This is a genomic window from Caballeronia sp., from assembly GCF_049581465.1.
In the GTDB taxonomy this organism is placed as follows: domain Bacteria; phylum Pseudomonadota; class Gammaproteobacteria; order Burkholderiales; family Burkholderiaceae; genus Caballeronia.
On sequence record NZ_JBAUSA010000635.1, the window covers coordinates 1 to 14,714 of the forward strand.

Consider the following 14,714-nt stretch of genomic DNA (forward strand, 5'->3'; position numbering starts at 1 on the left):
GAACAGCACCGGCGGGCGCGCCGCAATGGCCGGCAATCCGCATAACGAATTCTTCCTGATGGGCGTCCAACTCGGGCTGGTCGGCATCGCACTGTTCATCTGGTTTTTGGTTGCAGTCGAGCGGGAGTGCCGGCGGCTGGAACGGTTGGAGCGAACGGTGGTGTACGGCTACTTGTTTGCCTTCGTGCTGGGCTGCTTCGCTAATTCGCTGCTGCTCAATTTCACCGAAGGCAACCTGTTCATTTTCCTGACCGGAATTTTGCTGTTCAGCGGCCGCCGACGCAGCGATGGGACGCCGCAGGCCGCCATCGCAAATTGAGGCTTCAGGGATCAGGGCTCACAACGAAAAAACCCCGCAAACCGTTACTGGTTGCGGGGTTTTGAACAACTTGGTGCCGGCTGCAGGACTCGAACCCGCCACCTTCTGATTACAAATCAACTGCTCTACCTGATGAGCTAAGCCGGCGAAGTCAGCGATTTTACTTCATTTGACGACTTTGAGGTGGCCTCGGCCCGGTGATTTTGATCCATCGTCATCGGGAGACGGCGAATTGTTGTCATCCTGCGCCGATGCCATCGCATCGCGATGTTCGACTCGCTCATGCTCCGCCTCGCCCGGCACGAGTTCCGACGACCGCGGACCCTCCGCGCCCGACACATCCGGCGCCGCTGCAAGCGCTGCGGGATCGACGGGAAACGCCATGCCCTGGCCGTTCTCACGCGCGTAAATAGCCAGCACGTTGGCGACCTGCACCTCGATCTTGTGCGACTTGCCCGAGAAACGCGCGCTGAACTCGATCCATTCATTGCCCATCTGCAACTGGCTGGTCGCCTCGAAGCTGATGTTCAACACGATCTCGTCGTTGCGCACGAACTGGCGGGGCACGCGCGTACCGTTATCGACCCGAACCGCAATATGCGGCGTGAAACCGTTATCCGTGCACCATTCATAAAGCGCGCGCAGCAGATACGGCTTGGTGGAAATCTCTTGCATCGACTTTCCTCTACTGCAGCGAGACGCGACCGGTCGAGCCGGCGCGCGCCGCTGGCGAACACATTACCGACGCATCACCTTTTCCGAAGGCGTCAGCGCTTCAATGTAAGCCGGCCGGCTGAAAATCCGTTCGGCGTATTTCATCAACGGCGCAGCGTTCTTCGACAACTCGATGCCATAGTGATCCAGACGCCACAACAGCGGCGCGATCGCGACGTCGAGCATCGAGAACTCCTCGCCGAGCATGTACTTGTTCTTCAGGAAAATGGGCGCGAGCTGCGTCAGGCGATCACGGATGGCGTTGCGCGCCTTCTCGTGATTCTTTTCCGCCGCCTTGCCCTTTTCGTTTTCCAGCGTGCCCACGTGCACGAACAACTCTTTTTCGAAGTTCAGCAGGAACAGGCGAGCGCGAGCGCGCTGGACTGGATCGGCGGGCATCAATTGCGGATGCGGAAAGCGCTCGTCGATGTACTCGTTGATGATGTTCGATTCATACAGGATCAGGTCCCGCTCGACCAGGATAGGCACCTGACCGTACGGGTTCATCACCGCGATGTCTTCCGGTTTGTTGAACAGGTCAACGTCGCGGATTTCGAAATCCATGCCCTTTTCGAACAACACCAGTCGGCAGCGCTGGGAGAACGGGCAAGTAGTGCCGGAGTACAAAACCATCATAATTAAAAGTCCCTCAGAAAACATAAGGGCCAGCGTGCGAAAAGCGCCTTCTATGAGGCGCTTCTACGCACGCTGACCCACACCGATCGCGGCGTGTTATTTAATCTGCTTCCAGTATGCCGCGTTGAGGCGCCACGCCAGAAAGCTCAATATGCCCAAAAACAAAAGAACCCAGACACCCAGCTGTTTTCGCGTCTGCTGGGCAGGCTCCGCCATCCACGAAAGGTACGAAACCAGATCGGCCATAGCCGAATCATAATCTACTCGCGACATTGTTCCCGGAGTCACTTCGGTATAACCCGCGAAATGTTTGACTTTTTCGCCGGTTTTCTCGTCGACATCGGTCTCGAATTTTGCCGTCCGTACGCCCTGTAACTCCCACAGCACGTGAGGCATGCTGACGTTTTCATACACGAGATTGTTCCAGCCGGTCGGCCGGGTATCGTCGCGATAAAAACTCCGCAAATAAGTGTAAATCCAGTCTTTGCCGCGCGCCCGGGCTTCCACCGACAAATCCGGCGGCGCCGTCCCGAACCATGCTTTTGCGTCGTCCGGACGCATGGCGACCGTCATCGTATTGCCGATCTTGTCCGTGGTGAAGAGCAAATTCGCCTGGATTTCCTTCGGGTCGATGCCGATATCCGTCAACCGGTTGTAACGCATCAAGTTAGCGCTGTGGCAATTCAGGCAGTAGTTTACAAACAATTTCGCGCCGTGTTGAAGCGAAGCGAAATTGTCGGCGCTGTCCGGAGCGGCATCGAGCGGGAAGTTTTCGTCCGCGTGCGCCGGCGCGGCGCCGAACGCGATCAGTGCCGCGCCCATCAGCGCGAGTGTAGAAAGCCATTTTTTCATCGTAGTGTCTCCTGTTGGCGGGCGGCGGTCAGTGCTTGAACACCACGCGGTCGGGCGGCTGCTTGAAGCGGCCGCGCGTCGTCCAGAAGGGCATGCCGAGGAAAAACGCGAAATAAATCAGGGCGCAAATCTGCGCGAGCAACGTGCTGGCCGGCGACGGCGGTTTTGTGCCGAGATAGCCAAGCAGCAGGAACGCGAACACGAATATCCCGTAGAAGATCTTGTGGAACAACGGGCGGTATCGGATCGATTTGACGGGACTTCGGTCGAGCCACGGCAGGAAGAACAGCGACACAACCGCCGTACCCATGACCACCACGCCCCAGAACTTAGATTCGGTCGTCGCCATAAAGATGACGATCAGAAGCGCCAATACCGGCAAACCGATGCGCCATTTTCCACGCGCCCGCAACAACGCCGTCACGCCGAGCAGCGCGACCACGACCATCAGCACGATCTTGAATGGATCGGTTGTGGCGCGAAGCATTGCGTAGAAAGCCGTGAAATACCAGACAGGCGCAATTTCCTGCGGCGTCTGCAGCGGATTGGCCGGAATGAAATTGTTCGCTTCCAGGAAGTAGCCGCCCATTTCCGGCGCGAAGAAAACAATTGCGCAGAAGATCAGCAGGAACACGCAAACGCCCATGAAATCGTGGACGGAGTAATACGGATGGAACGGGATACCGTCGAGCGGAATGCCGTGCTCGTCCTTCTTCGCCTTGATCTCGATGCCGTCGGGATTATTCGACCCCACTTCGTGCAGTGCCACCAGATGCGCCACCACGAGGCCAATCAGTACGAGGGGAATTGCTATGACGTGAAACGCAAAAAAGCGGTTCAACGTCACGTCCGACACCACGTAATCGCCGCGAATCCACAGCGACAGATCCGGCCCGACAAACGGAATCGCGGAGAACAGGTTCACGATGACCTGCGCGCCCCAAAAGGACATTTGCCCCCACGGCAGCAAATATCCGAAGAACGCCTCGGCCATCAGGCAAAGGAAAATCGCGCAGCCGAAAATCCACACGAGTTCACGCGGCTTGCGATACGAGCCGTACAGCAACCCGCGGAACATGTGCAGATAGACCACCACGAAGAACATCGACGCGCCCGTGGAATGCAGGTAGCGAATGAGCCAGCCCCACGGCACTTCGCGCATGATGTACTCGACCGATGCGAACGCCAGCGTCGCGTCGGGCTTGTAGTTCATCACCAGGAAAATGCCGGTGACAATTTGCAGCACGAGCACAAGCAGAGCGAGCGAGCCGAAGAAGTACCAGAAGTTGAAGTTTTTCGGCGCGTAGTACTCGGAAACGTGCGTTTTCCACGTCGAGGTCAGCGGAAAGCGCCGGTCGATCCAGCCGAGAAGGCCGGTGGTCTCAACATTTTTATCGGTGCTCGCCATTACGCGTCTCCCTTTTCGTCCCGGCCAATCACGAGCGACGTCGCCGAGGTGAACATGTACGGCGGGATGTCGAGGTTTTGCGGCGCGGGCTTGTTCTTGAAGACACGACCGGCGAGGTCGTAGGTCGAACCGTGACAGGGGCAGAGAAAGCCGCCGGGCCAGTCGTCCGGAAGATTGGGCTGCGGGCCTTCCTGAAAGCGCGGCGTCGGCGTGCAACCGAGATGCGTGCAGACGGCAACGGCGACAAACAGATTCTTGTGTTCGGGACGCGACCGGTACTCGTTATTGCAGTACGCGGGCAACGGCATCGTGAATTCTTTCTTGGTGTGCGGATCGGCGACTTCGTTATCGGCCTTTTTCACATCGGCCATTTGTTCGTCGGTGCGGTTCACGATCCAGACCGGCTTGCCGCGCCACGCGACCGTCATCATGTCGCCGGGTTTCAGGCCTGAAATATCGACATCGACCGGCGCGCCCGCCGCCTTGGCTTTCTCCGATGGCGCAAAAGAACTCACAAACGGGATGACGGTAGCCACGCCGCCGATTCCGCCCGTCACAGTCGTCGCTATCAGCCACTTGCGGCGGCTGCCGTCGACGCGCTGATCTTCGTTATCTCGCATCACACGCCCCACTTCTGAGTTGGATTTATACCGTCAGTCCGTTCTACCGACGCTAGTGTGCGCGAATGGAGTCGTCATTTACAAGGGTTCAATAGCAAAAAACGCTCGAACCCCTTCATTCTTAAGGGTTTCCCCGCATTAATCGCGCAAATCTTATGAAGCAGTTATTTACTCCATGTGATTATTTATTGCAGTGCAAGATAATCAGACTGGATTATCAATATCGATAAAAAGGTGCTCGATATCGAAGTGCTCTGCAGCGTGCGCGCCGAGCGCCTGGACGCCGTAGCGCTCGGTTGCGTGGTGGCCCGCTGCGATGTACGCCACGCCACTTTCCGCCGAAATGTGCATGGTTTGCTCGGACACTTCTCCGCTCACGTAGACGTCGGCGCCGGCGGCGATGGCTTCGTCGAAGAAACCTTGCGCGCCACCTGTGCACCAGGCCACGCGACGCAACTCCCAATCCGGATTGCCGAACACGAGCGGCGTGCGGCCGACTTCATTTTCGACGGTCGCGGTGAAATGCTCCAACGACAGCGGTACCGGCAATGACGCTATCCAGCCGAGATCCTGATCGCCGAAACGGTTGTCCGCGATCAGTCCGAGCCGTTCCCCCAACTGGGCGTTGTTGCCAAATTCGGGATGCGAATCGAGCGGCAAATGGTAGGCGAACAATGTGACGTCGTTGTCGAGCAGCGTCTTCAGCCGCCGATACTTCCGCCCAGTCACCTGCGGCGCCTCGTTTTTCCAGAAGTAGCCGTGATGCACCATCACCGCGTCCGCGCCCCACTCGATCGCCGCGTCGAGAAAGGCCTGCGACGCCGTTACGCCGGTTGCGAGTTTTAGCACGCGACGGCCGCCTTCAACCTGCAAGCCATTCGGGCAATAGTCCTTGAAGCGCCCGATTTCAAGCAGATTGTTCAGATACAATTCCAGTTCGATCCGATCCATGAATTCCTCTATTCCATCAAATGCTTAGACGCTTCTGGCTGTTTTTTGCCCAAGCGGTGACCGTGCTTTTGGCGCTGATGTTCATCGTCGCGACCTTGAAGCCGCAGTGGCTTCAACGTCAGGGAACGTTCGGCAAGCAGCTCGCCGAGCCGATCGTTGCGTTGCAGGAAGTGGCTCCCAGCATCGGTTCCCGCCCTGCCCAGTCGTCGTATGCGGATGGCGCGCAAAAAGCCATGCCCGCCGTGGTCAACGTGTTTTCCAGCAAGGACGGCTCGCTTCCGCCGGACCCGCGGGCAAAAGACCCGCTGTTCCGCTATTTCTTCGGCGATAAGAACAAGCGCAAGAACGATCAGACACCGGCGTCGAATCTCGGCTCAGGTGTAATCGTCAGCTCCGAAGGTTACATTCTAACGAACCAGCATGTCGTGGATGGGGCGGATCAGATCGAAGTTGCGCTAGCGGATGGCCGCACCTCGTCGGCGAAAGTAATCGGCGTAGATCCGGAAACCGACCTCGCCGTGTTGAAAATCAACATGACGAATCTGCCTATCATCACGCTCGGCCGCATGGACCAGACGCGCGTGGGCGACGTGGTGCTCGCGATCGGGAATCCGTTCGGCGTTGGCCAGACGGTGACCATGGGTATTGTGAGCGCGCTCGGGCGCAATCACCTGGGCATCAATACCTTCGAGAATTTCATCCAGACGGACGCCGCGATCAATCCGGGCAATTCGGGCGGTGCACTAGTCGATGTGAATGGCAACCTGCTCGGCATCAACACGGCAATTTATTCGCGTAGTGGCGGCTCGCTTGGAATCGGCTTCGCGATTCCGGTGTCCACGGCGCGCAGCGTGCTGGAAAGCATTATCACGACCGGCACGGTGACGCGCGGCTGGATCGGCGTGGAACCTCAGGACGTGACGCCGGAGATCGCGGAATCGTTCGGGCTTGACCAGAAGTCCGGCGCAATCGTAGCGGGTGTGTTGCAGGGAGGACCGGCCGACAAAGCGGGGATCAAACCTGGCGACATCCTGGTGAGCATCAACGACGACGCCATTACGGACACCACGCGCCTGCTGAACGTAGTTGCGCAGATCAAACCGGGAACGTCCGTGAAGGTCCATGTCATGCGCAAGAGCAAGGAACTGGACCTGAACGTTGTGATTGGAAAGCGGCCAATGCAGAAGCAGGCGCAAATGCCAGATGACGACGGCGGCGGCAACGATCAGGGCGGGGATCAGGGAGACGAGTGAGGAAAGGTTTGAACCCGTCGTGGCCTCCCTGTGTGTTGTGGGAGGGTTGGTTTGATTTGGCCGCGGGCCCCTTGTTGTTGTGGGAGCGTTCCTTTGAACCGGCCGGGGGCCCCTAAGTGTTGCGAGAGGGTTGGTTTGTGTCGCGTATGCCTGCTGCGAGTGCGGCGTCCTTCTGCTTACCGCACACTCACCGCCAGCAGAACCGCCAGCCCCTGGAATCCGCCCGCCCTCAGTCTAGATCGCGCTTGGCGTCCTCGGCAGCATCGGCTTCCTGCTCCTTGAGCTTGTCCTTCCCCACGATCAAGCGCGCAGCAATAATCCCGACCTCGTAAAGAATGATCAGCGGGACGGCGAGAATCAGTTGAGAGAACACGTCCGGCGGCGTCACCACGGCCGAAATCACGAACGCGCCAACAATGACATACGGCCGGATCTGCTTAAGCTTCTTGATCGTCACGAGGCCCATGCGTGCCAGGATCACCACCACGATCGGCACTTCAAACGTCACGCCGAACGCGAGAAACATGGTGAGGACGAAGCTCAGATAGTTATCGATATCCGTCGTCATCTGCGCGCCGAGCGGCGCGTTGTAGTGCGCCATCACGCGGAAGATGGTCGGAAATACCACGAAATACGCGAACGACATGCCGCAGAGGAACAGCGTGTAGCTGCTGCCGACCAGCGGTATGACCAGCTTCTTCTCGTGCTGATAAAGTCCCGGCGCGATAAACGCCCAGATCTGGTACAGCACGACAGGCAACGCAATCACGAGCGCGACCATCATCGTCACTTTCATCGGCACGAAGAACGAACCGGTGACGTCGGTGACGATCATCTTGCCGTCCTTCGGCAGGTTCTGCATCAAAGGACGAGCGAGCAACCGGAAAATGTCGGGCGCCCAATACACCAGCCCAATGAACACGACGACAACTGCAAGGCCAGCGCGGATGATGCGATCGCGCAGTTCGACCAGGTGCGAGATAAACGTCTCTTCGACGGGCTCGTCTTTAATCTGTTGCGGGTCGCTCACGCCGGCCCTCGGTTGGGGAACATCGATGGAAAGGAAAAACTCGAGTGCGCCACGCGATCAGAAAAACCGCGTCGGGCGGCGCATGGTCTCGGGGGTGTGTCGCGCCACGCGCGCCGCGCCCGATTGCACACGGGTCTTGCGCAACGTCGTGCGTTTATACCAGTTCGGGATTGCGGCCTGCTTCGTGCGCCAGTTCTTGCGCTTACCCGGCGCATTGCCGCTCAGCGCTCGATCCGAACTGGCACGCCAGGAATCGGAAGCATGGGTGAGATTCGGATCGCCGCCGCCTGCCACGCTGTCCGACACCGAGGTACCCTGGCTCCAGGCGTCGTTGAGTTCGTTTTCCTGCTGACGCAAGCTGTCGTGAATCTTGTTCTCGACGTTCGACGCCGCTTGCTCGAACTCCGTGCGCATTTGCTTCAGGCCGTCGAGTTCCATTTCGCGCGATACCTCGGCCTTGACGTCGTTGATATATCGCTGCGCGCGGCCGAACAGCGCGCCGGCCGTGCGCGCCACGCCGGGCAAGCGCTCTGGCCCGAGCACTACCAGAGCGACGACGCCGATCAGCGCCATTTTGGTCAGACCGAGGTCGAGCATGAAATCGGGGTCCTGGAGGTGACGGGTTAGACCGGCCAAGGCCGTTCTAACTGAAATTAACGGTAGTCGCCCGAACGGGTCTTGTCCTTTGCCTCGACGTCAACCGTGCCGGTGCGCGGCAGTTCACGCGGATCCGGGGCCGGCGTGTCGCCTTCCTTCATACCTTCCTTGAAGCCTTTCACCGCGCCGCCCAGATCGCCGCCGATATTGCGCAGCTTCTTCGTGCCAAACACCAGCGCAACGATCAGCAAGACAATCAACCAATGCCAAATACTCAACGAACCCATGACTGAAAACTCTCCTTGGCTTTGTCGCGAGTGCCGCCCGCGACAAAGAATGTGGACCTTCCGGTCCGAGTCGGAGCATCGATGCCCCGCTAATTAAAACTGCGATTCTCTACGTCCAATATAGGCGGAAGGCGCGGTCTTTTTTCACCCTATCCCGTACATGGACCCGGTGTTCACCCCATCCTACGCCACGGCCGCTCGCCGGCAAGAATATGCGCGTGGATGTGATAAACCTCCTGGCCGCCGCCTGGACCGGTGTTGATGACAGTCCGAAATCCCGTGTCGCCACCGGTGTAAGCCACGCCAAGCTCGTCCGCCAGCCGGGAAACTAAGCCGAGCATTCTACCAAGCAGAGGCGCATCGGCTTCGGTGCAGTTCGACAGCGTCTCAATATGTTTGCGCGGAATCACCAGCACATGGACAGGTGCAGCCGGATTGATGTCGTGAAAAGCAACGAATTCATCGTCCTCATGCACTTTCTTGCTCGGAATTTCTCCGGCTGCGATCTTACAGAAAATACAGTTCTCGTGGCTCATAGATGTCGCTGGATGTCCGGATAAGAATGCGCGTCAGTCGTGACGCTTTTAGCGTCGACTCTCAAACCCACGCGCGCGGTTGCAATGGCTTGTTTTCGTAGAGATACAGCCAGCCCTTGATGACCCGATAAAGCGTCCAGATCCCGACCACAAGCAGGACCGGGAAGCCGATGAGCACCCAAAGCAACGCGACGCCGATCACATGGCCAAGCAACGCCCACCAAAAAGTGCGGATTTGCCATTGAAAATGAGCTTCGTAGGGCGTCCCGGCAACGTCGTCACGTTTCAGGTAATTGATGATGATGGCAACCAGCACCGTGAGGCCGCCGGTCAGCCAATACGCCGCGTACAACGCGTAGAGCACATGCGTGAGCGTGCGCAGGCTGCGCAGGCGTTCCGAGTCAGGCGCGCCGCCATTCCCCTGATACAAAGGCGGTGGATAGGGCTCGTAAGACTGATTCATTTCAAACCTCCTTGCCGACCGGTGAAACGGATTTGCTGGTGCGCCGATGCATCGGTCAAATTATCGACCGCTCTCGTTCTGTTCGCGGTGACGACTCTTGCGCAGCGCCTTCTCTTCGATCCCCGACATGCCTTCCCGCCGCTCCAGTTCCGCGATGACATCGGCGGGACTGAGATCGAAATGAGACAGCATCACGAGGCAATGAAACCACAAGTCGGCCACTTCGCCGACGAGCGCTTTCGCCTCGCCACCGTGCCGCGCGTCTTTCGCGGCCAGCACGACTTCAGTGGCTTCTTCGCCGATCTTTTTCAAGACCGCGTCGTCACCCTTGTGAAAGAGTCGAGAAACGTAGGATTGTTCCGGATCGCCGCCCTTGCGGCTATCGATGATCGCGGCGAGCCGCAGCAGCGTGTCTTGGGTCGATGGGTTCATTACTTATATATATGTTCGGGGTCTTTCAGCACCGGCTCGACCGCGATCCAGTCGCCGGTTTCCGCCGATCCCTCGAATTTCTGGAAGAAGCACGAATGGCGGCCCGTATGGCATGCGATGCCCGATACTTGCTCAACTTTGAGTAGCACGACGTCTTCATCGCAGTCCAGACGGACTTCCTGCACGTGCTGGACATGCCCGGACTCCTCGCCCTTGAACCACAGGCGATTGCGCGATCGGGAAAAATACACGGCGCGCTTCAACTCGATGGTCTTTGCCAGAGCCTCGCGGTTCATCCACGCGAACATGAGCACGTCGCCCGTGGCCGCTTCCTGCGCGATAGCCGGCACGAGACCGTTCGCGTCCCATTTGACCTTGTCGAGCCAGCCGGCGCCTTGCGTCTGTTGCGTCACGAGTTAAATCCTCACCGAGATGCCTTGATCGGCCATGAAGCTCTTGGCTTCGCCGACCGTGTGTTCGCCGTAATGGAAGATGCTCGCGGCAAGGACGGCATCGGCGTGGCCTTCGGTAATGCCGGCGGCGAGATGCGCAAGCGAACCCACGCCGCCCGAAGCGATGACAGGAATAGAGATCGCGTCCGATACCGCCCGCGTCAACGCCAGGTCGAAGCCGCTCTTTGTCCCGTCGCGATCCATGCTGGTCAGCAGGATTTCGCCCGCGCCAAATTCAGCCATCTTGCGTGCCCATTCGATTACGTCGAGCCCGGTATTTTTCCGCCCGCCGTGCGTGAACACTTCCCAACGCGGGGCGTCGCCGTCAACGCTCACGCGCTTGGCGTCGATCGCCACGACTATGCATTGCGAGCCATGCTTCTGCGATGCGTCGCGCACCAGTTGCGGATTGGCCACTGCGGCCGAGTTCATGCTGATCTTGTCCGCGCCCGCGTTCAACAAGCGGCGCACGTCTTCCACCACGCGCACGCCGCCGCCGACGGTCAGCGGAATGAACACCTGCGACGCCACCTGTTCGATGATCGGCAGGATCACGTCACGCTGGTCAGATGTGGCAGTGATGTCGAGGAACGTAATTTCATCGGCGCCCTGGTCGTCGTATCGACGCGCGATTTCGACCGGATCGCCTGCGTCACGCAGTTCGAGAAAATTGACACCTTTGACGACGCGTCCAGCAGTGACGTCAAGACAAGGGATGATGCGTTTAGCGAGAGCCATGTTCTTGCAGATGCCGTTTTGCTGCGAGTGGGTGCTTGCTTTCAAGCCGAATGAAGCGAAGCGAAAGCGGTCTGGCCGCGTCTGGGCGAGCGGCTTTCCGGACGTTCAGGTCAGCTGTGCGGCGCCGCGCGTGGGCTCGATCGGGCCGGGCGCGATCGACTCGATCAACTCAAGCGTCGTCGGCTTCGCGCAGCTTGTCGGCCCGTGCTTGTGCAGCGGCGAAATCCAGATCGCCGGAATAGATTGCGCGCCCGCAGATCACGCCTTCGATTCCTTCGTCTTCCACTTCGCAAAGTGAGTCGATGTCCGCAAGACTCGACAACCCGCCGCTCGCGATCACCGGAATCTTCACGGCTTGCGCGAGACGCACGGTTGCCTCGATATTGATGCCCTGCAACATGCCGTCGCGGCCAATATCCGTGTAGATGATGGATTCGCAGCCGTAGTCCTCGAACTTGCGCCCGAGATCGACGACTTCGTGACCCGTTAGCTTGCTCCAGCCGTCCGTTGCGACCTTGCCGTCCTTGGCATCCAGCCCCACGATGATATGTCCCGCAAACGCCGTACACGCGTCTTGAAGGAAGCCGGGATTCTTCACCGCCGCCGTGCCGATAATCACGTATTCCAGGCCGGCGTCGAGATAACGCTCGATGGTATTCAGGTCGCGAATGCCGCCGCCGAGCTGCACGGGGATCTCGTTGCCGACCGCCTTGATGATCGAGCGGATGGCTTCCTCGTTTTTCGGCTTGCCGGCGAACGCGCCGTTCAGGTCGACGAGATGCAGTCGTCGAGCGCCGCGATCGACCCACAACCGGGCCATCGCTGCCGGATCTTCGGAAAAAATGGTCACTTGGTCCATATAGCCTTGTTTGAGGCGTACGCACTGACCGTCTTTTAGATCGATGGCCGGAATGAGCAACATAGAAATAGCGTTATCGGATAAGGGTTGGTCAAACGGCAAGCAAATCAAGGCGAGAGCGCCTGATCCCCTACCGTTTCGCTAGTGTAGTACAAGTGCCGCGCCACTCACGGCTGCAAACGGCTAACGTCAAAGTAAGCCAGAAAGTGAAACGGATGCCGAAATCCGTGGAAAACCAAGGCGGAAGTCGCGATTCAGTCATTCAAGCTTCACGGCTTCCAGTGTACAAAGTTCGCATAAAGCCGCAAGCCAGCATCGGCACTCTTCTCGGGGTGAAACTGCGTGGCGAAGAGGTTGTCGCGCGCGACTGCGGAAGCGAACGGCGCACCGTACACCGTTTCGCCCGACGTGTGCGCGGGATCGTCCGGCACCACGTAGTAACTGTGCACGAAGTAAAAGAATGAATCGTCAGGTATGCCATCCCACAGCGCGTGGCGCTGAACCTGGCGCACGCGGTTCCAGCCCATCTGCGGAACTTTGAATCGCGAACCGTCATCCTGCAACTGGCCATCCAACTCAAAGCGCACGACCTTGCCCGGCAACAGGCCGAGGCCGTTCGTGTCGCCTTCCTGACTCCAGTCGAACAGCATTTGCTCACCGACACACACGCCCAGCATGGGCTTGTCGCGTGCGGCTTCAATCACGGCCTGCTGCAACCCGGATGCACCAAGATGCGCCATGCAGTCGCGCATGGCGCCCTGTCCGGGCAATACGACCCGGTCGGCCGCGCGGATTGCTTCCGGCTGCTCGACGATCGCCACATCGGCATCGGGCGCGGCGTGGCGAAGCGCCTGATACACGGAGCGAAGGTTGCCCATGCCGTAATCCACGATTGCTATCGAAGTCTTCATTGGAGCTCTTAAAACGCTATTTCAACGAAGGCAGCAGCGCCTTCAGTCCATTGATAATGAATTCTACGGCCAAGGCCGACAACATCAAACCCATCAGCCGCGTACCGATATTGATGCCGGTGCGCCCTACCCAGCGTGCAATCGGTTCAGCGAGATTCAGCGCACCGAAGCACAGCAGCGCCAGAACTACCCCGACGAAGACCAGTCCAATCCGGTCGTACCAATGCACCACGCTTGCAGAATAGATGATCACCGTACTGATTGAACCCGGCCCTGTCAGCAACGGAATGGCGAGCGGCACGACGGCGATGCTGTTCTTCATCTCAGCTTCGTGCCGCTCTTCCGGCGTGGAGCGCGCATTACCGACCTGCGCGTTCAACATGTTGATCGCCATCAGTAACATGATGATGCCGCCGCCCACTTCAAGAGACCCCACCGATATCCCGAAGAACGCGATGATCTGCTGCCCGAGCAGCGCCGTCACTGCGATCACGCAGAACACGGAGATCGACGCAATCCGGATCGTATTGCGCTTTTCCGGGATCGACATCTCACCGGTGAGGCTCAGGAAAAACGGTATCGCGCCGACCGGGTTGATCAGCGCGAGCAACGAAATAAACGATTTGAGCAGGTTCATTGCAGGCCGTCACGACTACAGGTTCGACGCGGCCATGCTGTTGCAGGGTTCCCGCGAAATACTAAAAGCGCACTCTACAGGCTGCCTTTGGTCGATGGAATCTGGCCTGCCGCGCGTTCGTCGAGTTCGACGGCCATGCGCAGCGCGCGTCCGAACGCCTTGAAGACGGTTTCGACCTGATGGTGGGTATTGATACCGCGCAAGTTGTCGATATGAAGCGTCACACCTGCGTGATTCACGAACCCGCGGAAAAATTCGATGGTCAGGTCGACGTCGAACGTACCGATCCGCGCACGCGTGAACGGCACATGAAATTCGAGGCCTGGCCGGCCCGAGAAATCGATTACGACACGCGACAGCGCTTCGTCGAGCGGCACGTACGCGTGGCCATACCGGCGAATGCCCTTGCGGTCGCCAATGGCTTTCGCCACGGCTTGTCCGAGCGTGATGCCGGTGTCTTCGACCGTGTGATGGTCGTCAATATGAAGGTCGCCGTGCGCTTCAATGTCGAGGTCGATCAGGCCGTGACGCGCGATCTGGTCGAGCATGTGGTCGAGAAACGGCACGCCCGTGGCAAGCGTTTGCTTGCCGGTGCCGTCGAGATCGAGCTTCACACGGATCTGCGTTTCGCTGGTGTTGCGAACGACTTCCGCAATGCGCATGGTGTTTCCTTCGAGACTTTTAGAGAAATTTCAGTGCAGCGCGAGTTTCAAGGCCGTGATCATTTGCGCGTTCTCTTGCGCCGATCCAACCGTCAAACGCACGCAATTTGCCAACAAAGGATGCATTTTACTCACGTTTTTGATCAAAACCCGCGACGTCAGCAGGGTTTCGAAGGTCACGGCGGCGTCCGGCACGCGCACGAGAAGAAAGTTGGCCGCGCTCGGGAAAACCGTGGCGCCGGGCAGCGCCGCGACTTCCTTCGCCAGCTTCGACCGTTCGGCGCGAAGCTCGGCGGCCTGCGCGTCGAGGACGTCGAGATGATCGAGCAGGAAATCGGCTGTCGCCTGCGTCAGCAC

At 58.8% G+C, this 14,714-nt stretch carries 19 protein-coding genes, 1 tRNA gene and 2 pseudogenes; 2 read left to right on the top strand and 20 right to left on the bottom strand.

The features are described from left to right. A pseudogene (locus WCA53_RS15420) lies at nucleotides 1-319 on the top strand (polymerase); the annotation flags it as partial. A 71-nt stretch (nucleotides 320-390) separates the two neighbouring features. Here the strand turns inward: WCA53_RS15420 and WCA53_RS15425 are convergent. From WCA53_RS15425 to WCA53_RS15455, 7 genes are all read right to left on the bottom strand, one after another. Next, nucleotides 391-466: transfer RNA gene (locus WCA53_RS15425), tRNA-Thr, on the bottom strand. Between the two features lie 18 nt (nucleotides 467-484). Then, nucleotides 485-994 carry a ClpXP protease specificity-enhancing factor gene (locus WCA53_RS15430; RefSeq protein ID WP_423911863.1) on the bottom strand — a complete coding sequence of 170 codons (510 nt, stop codon included), beginning with the start codon at nucleotides 992-994 and terminating at the stop codon, nucleotides 485-487. Between the two features lie 63 nt (nucleotides 995-1,057). Continuing rightward, a complete protein-coding gene (locus tag WCA53_RS15435; protein WP_031362199.1) occupies nucleotides 1,058-1,669 on the bottom strand; it encodes a glutathione S-transferase N-terminal domain-containing protein in 612 nt (203 codons plus the stop codon). A 96-nt stretch (nucleotides 1,670-1,765) separates the two neighbouring features. Further along, on the bottom strand, nucleotides 1,766-2,521 hold the full coding sequence (locus WCA53_RS15440; protein ID WP_423911867.1) for a cytochrome c1: 756 nt from the start codon (nucleotides 2,519-2,521) through the stop codon (nucleotides 1,766-1,768). A gap of 28 nt (nucleotides 2,522-2,549) precedes the next feature. Beyond that, nucleotides 2,550-3,929 (bottom strand): cytochrome b, encoded by a 1,380-nt coding sequence (locus tag WCA53_RS15445; RefSeq protein ID WP_423911871.1) that lies wholly within the window; start codon nucleotides 3,927-3,929, stop codon nucleotides 2,550-2,552. Next, nucleotides 3,929-4,549 (bottom strand): ubiquinol-cytochrome c reductase iron-sulfur subunit, encoded by a 621-nt coding sequence (gene petA, locus WCA53_RS15450; RefSeq protein ID WP_423911875.1) that lies wholly within the window; start codon nucleotides 4,547-4,549, stop codon nucleotides 3,929-3,931. The genes WCA53_RS15445 and petA overlap by 1 nt, the downstream gene beginning before the upstream one ends. A gap of 204 nt (nucleotides 4,550-4,753) precedes the next feature. Then, nucleotides 4,754-5,500 carry a Nif3-like dinuclear metal center hexameric protein gene (locus WCA53_RS15455; protein ID WP_423911880.1) on the bottom strand — a complete coding sequence of 249 codons (747 nt, stop codon included), beginning with the start codon at nucleotides 5,498-5,500 and terminating at the stop codon, nucleotides 4,754-4,756. Nucleotides 5,501-5,520: 20 nt separating this feature from the next. On the opposite strand from WCA53_RS15455, the gene WCA53_RS15460 reads away from it, so the two are divergent. Continuing rightward, nucleotides 5,521-6,753 (top strand): S1C family serine protease, encoded by a 1,233-nt coding sequence (locus WCA53_RS15460; RefSeq protein ID WP_423911885.1) that lies wholly within the window; start codon nucleotides 5,521-5,523, stop codon nucleotides 6,751-6,753. Nucleotides 6,754-6,982: 229 nt separating this feature from the next. Here the strand turns inward: WCA53_RS15460 and tatC are convergent, their stop codons facing one another. From tatC to WCA53_RS15525, 13 genes and pseudogenes are all read right to left on the bottom strand, one after another. After that, nucleotides 6,983-7,783: a twin-arginine translocase subunit TatC gene (tatC, locus tag WCA53_RS15465; RefSeq protein ID WP_423911888.1), complete on the bottom strand. Its 801-nt coding sequence runs from the start codon at nucleotides 7,781-7,783 to the stop codon at nucleotides 6,983-6,985. A gap of 57 nt (nucleotides 7,784-7,840) precedes the next feature. After that, nucleotides 7,841-8,380, bottom strand: coding sequence for a Sec-independent protein translocase protein TatB (gene tatB / locus WCA53_RS15470; RefSeq protein WP_423911891.1), 540 nt, complete (start codon nucleotides 8,378-8,380; stop codon nucleotides 7,841-7,843). Between the two features lie 56 nt (nucleotides 8,381-8,436). Continuing rightward, nucleotides 8,437-8,667, bottom strand: coding sequence for a Sec-independent protein translocase subunit TatA (tatA, locus tag WCA53_RS15475; RefSeq protein WP_423911894.1), 231 nt, complete (start codon nucleotides 8,665-8,667; stop codon nucleotides 8,437-8,439). A 173-nt stretch (nucleotides 8,668-8,840) separates the two neighbouring features. Continuing rightward, nucleotides 8,841-9,203, bottom strand: a complete 363-nt coding sequence (locus WCA53_RS15480; RefSeq protein WP_423911897.1) for a histidine triad nucleotide-binding protein — start codon at nucleotides 9,201-9,203, stop codon at nucleotides 8,841-8,843. A 61-nt stretch (nucleotides 9,204-9,264) separates the two neighbouring features. After that, nucleotides 9,265-9,666 carry a DUF4870 family protein gene (locus WCA53_RS15485; protein WP_423911901.1) on the bottom strand — a complete coding sequence of 134 codons (402 nt, stop codon included), beginning with the start codon at nucleotides 9,664-9,666 and terminating at the stop codon, nucleotides 9,265-9,267. A gap of 60 nt (nucleotides 9,667-9,726) precedes the next feature. Beyond that, complete coding sequence (locus WCA53_RS15490; protein ID WP_423911903.1) at nucleotides 9,727-10,098, bottom strand: phosphoribosyl-ATP diphosphatase; 372 nt, start codon at nucleotides 10,096-10,098, stop codon at nucleotides 9,727-9,729. Then, nucleotides 10,098-10,511, bottom strand: coding sequence for a phosphoribosyl-AMP cyclohydrolase (gene hisI, locus WCA53_RS15495; protein ID WP_423911907.1), 414 nt, complete (start codon nucleotides 10,509-10,511; stop codon nucleotides 10,098-10,100). Before hisI ends, WCA53_RS15490 begins: the two co-directional genes overlap by 1 nt. A 3-nt stretch (nucleotides 10,512-10,514) precedes the next feature. Beyond that, nucleotides 10,515-11,288: an imidazole glycerol phosphate synthase subunit HisF gene (hisF, locus tag WCA53_RS15500; RefSeq protein WP_423911910.1), complete on the bottom strand. Its 774-nt coding sequence runs from the start codon at nucleotides 11,286-11,288 to the stop codon at nucleotides 10,515-10,517. A 169-nt stretch (nucleotides 11,289-11,457) separates the two neighbouring features. After that, the gene (gene hisA, locus WCA53_RS15505) at nucleotides 11,458-12,210 is read right to left on the bottom strand and encodes a 1-(5-phosphoribosyl)-5-[(5-phosphoribosylamino)methylideneamino]imidazole-4-carboxamide isomerase (protein ID WP_423911913.1); all 753 of its coding nucleotides are present in this window, start codon (nucleotides 12,208-12,210) and stop codon (nucleotides 11,458-11,460) included. Between the two features lie 206 nt (nucleotides 12,211-12,416). Next, nucleotides 12,417-13,058, bottom strand: a complete 642-nt coding sequence (gene hisH, locus WCA53_RS15510) for an imidazole glycerol phosphate synthase subunit HisH (RefSeq protein WP_423911917.1) — start codon at nucleotides 13,056-13,058, stop codon at nucleotides 12,417-12,419. 16 nt (nucleotides 13,059-13,074) lie between these two features. After that, the gene (locus tag WCA53_RS15515; RefSeq protein WP_423911920.1) at nucleotides 13,075-13,695 is read right to left on the bottom strand and encodes a MarC family protein; all 621 of its coding nucleotides are present in this window, start codon (nucleotides 13,693-13,695) and stop codon (nucleotides 13,075-13,077) included. A gap of 74 nt (nucleotides 13,696-13,769) precedes the next feature. After that, nucleotides 13,770-14,357, bottom strand: a complete 588-nt coding sequence (gene hisB, locus WCA53_RS15520; protein WP_423911923.1) for an imidazoleglycerol-phosphate dehydratase HisB — start codon at nucleotides 14,355-14,357, stop codon at nucleotides 13,770-13,772. A 30-nt stretch (nucleotides 14,358-14,387) separates the two neighbouring features. Further along, a pseudogene (locus WCA53_RS15525) lies at nucleotides 14,388-14,714 on the bottom strand (histidinol-phosphate aminotransferase); the annotation flags it as partial.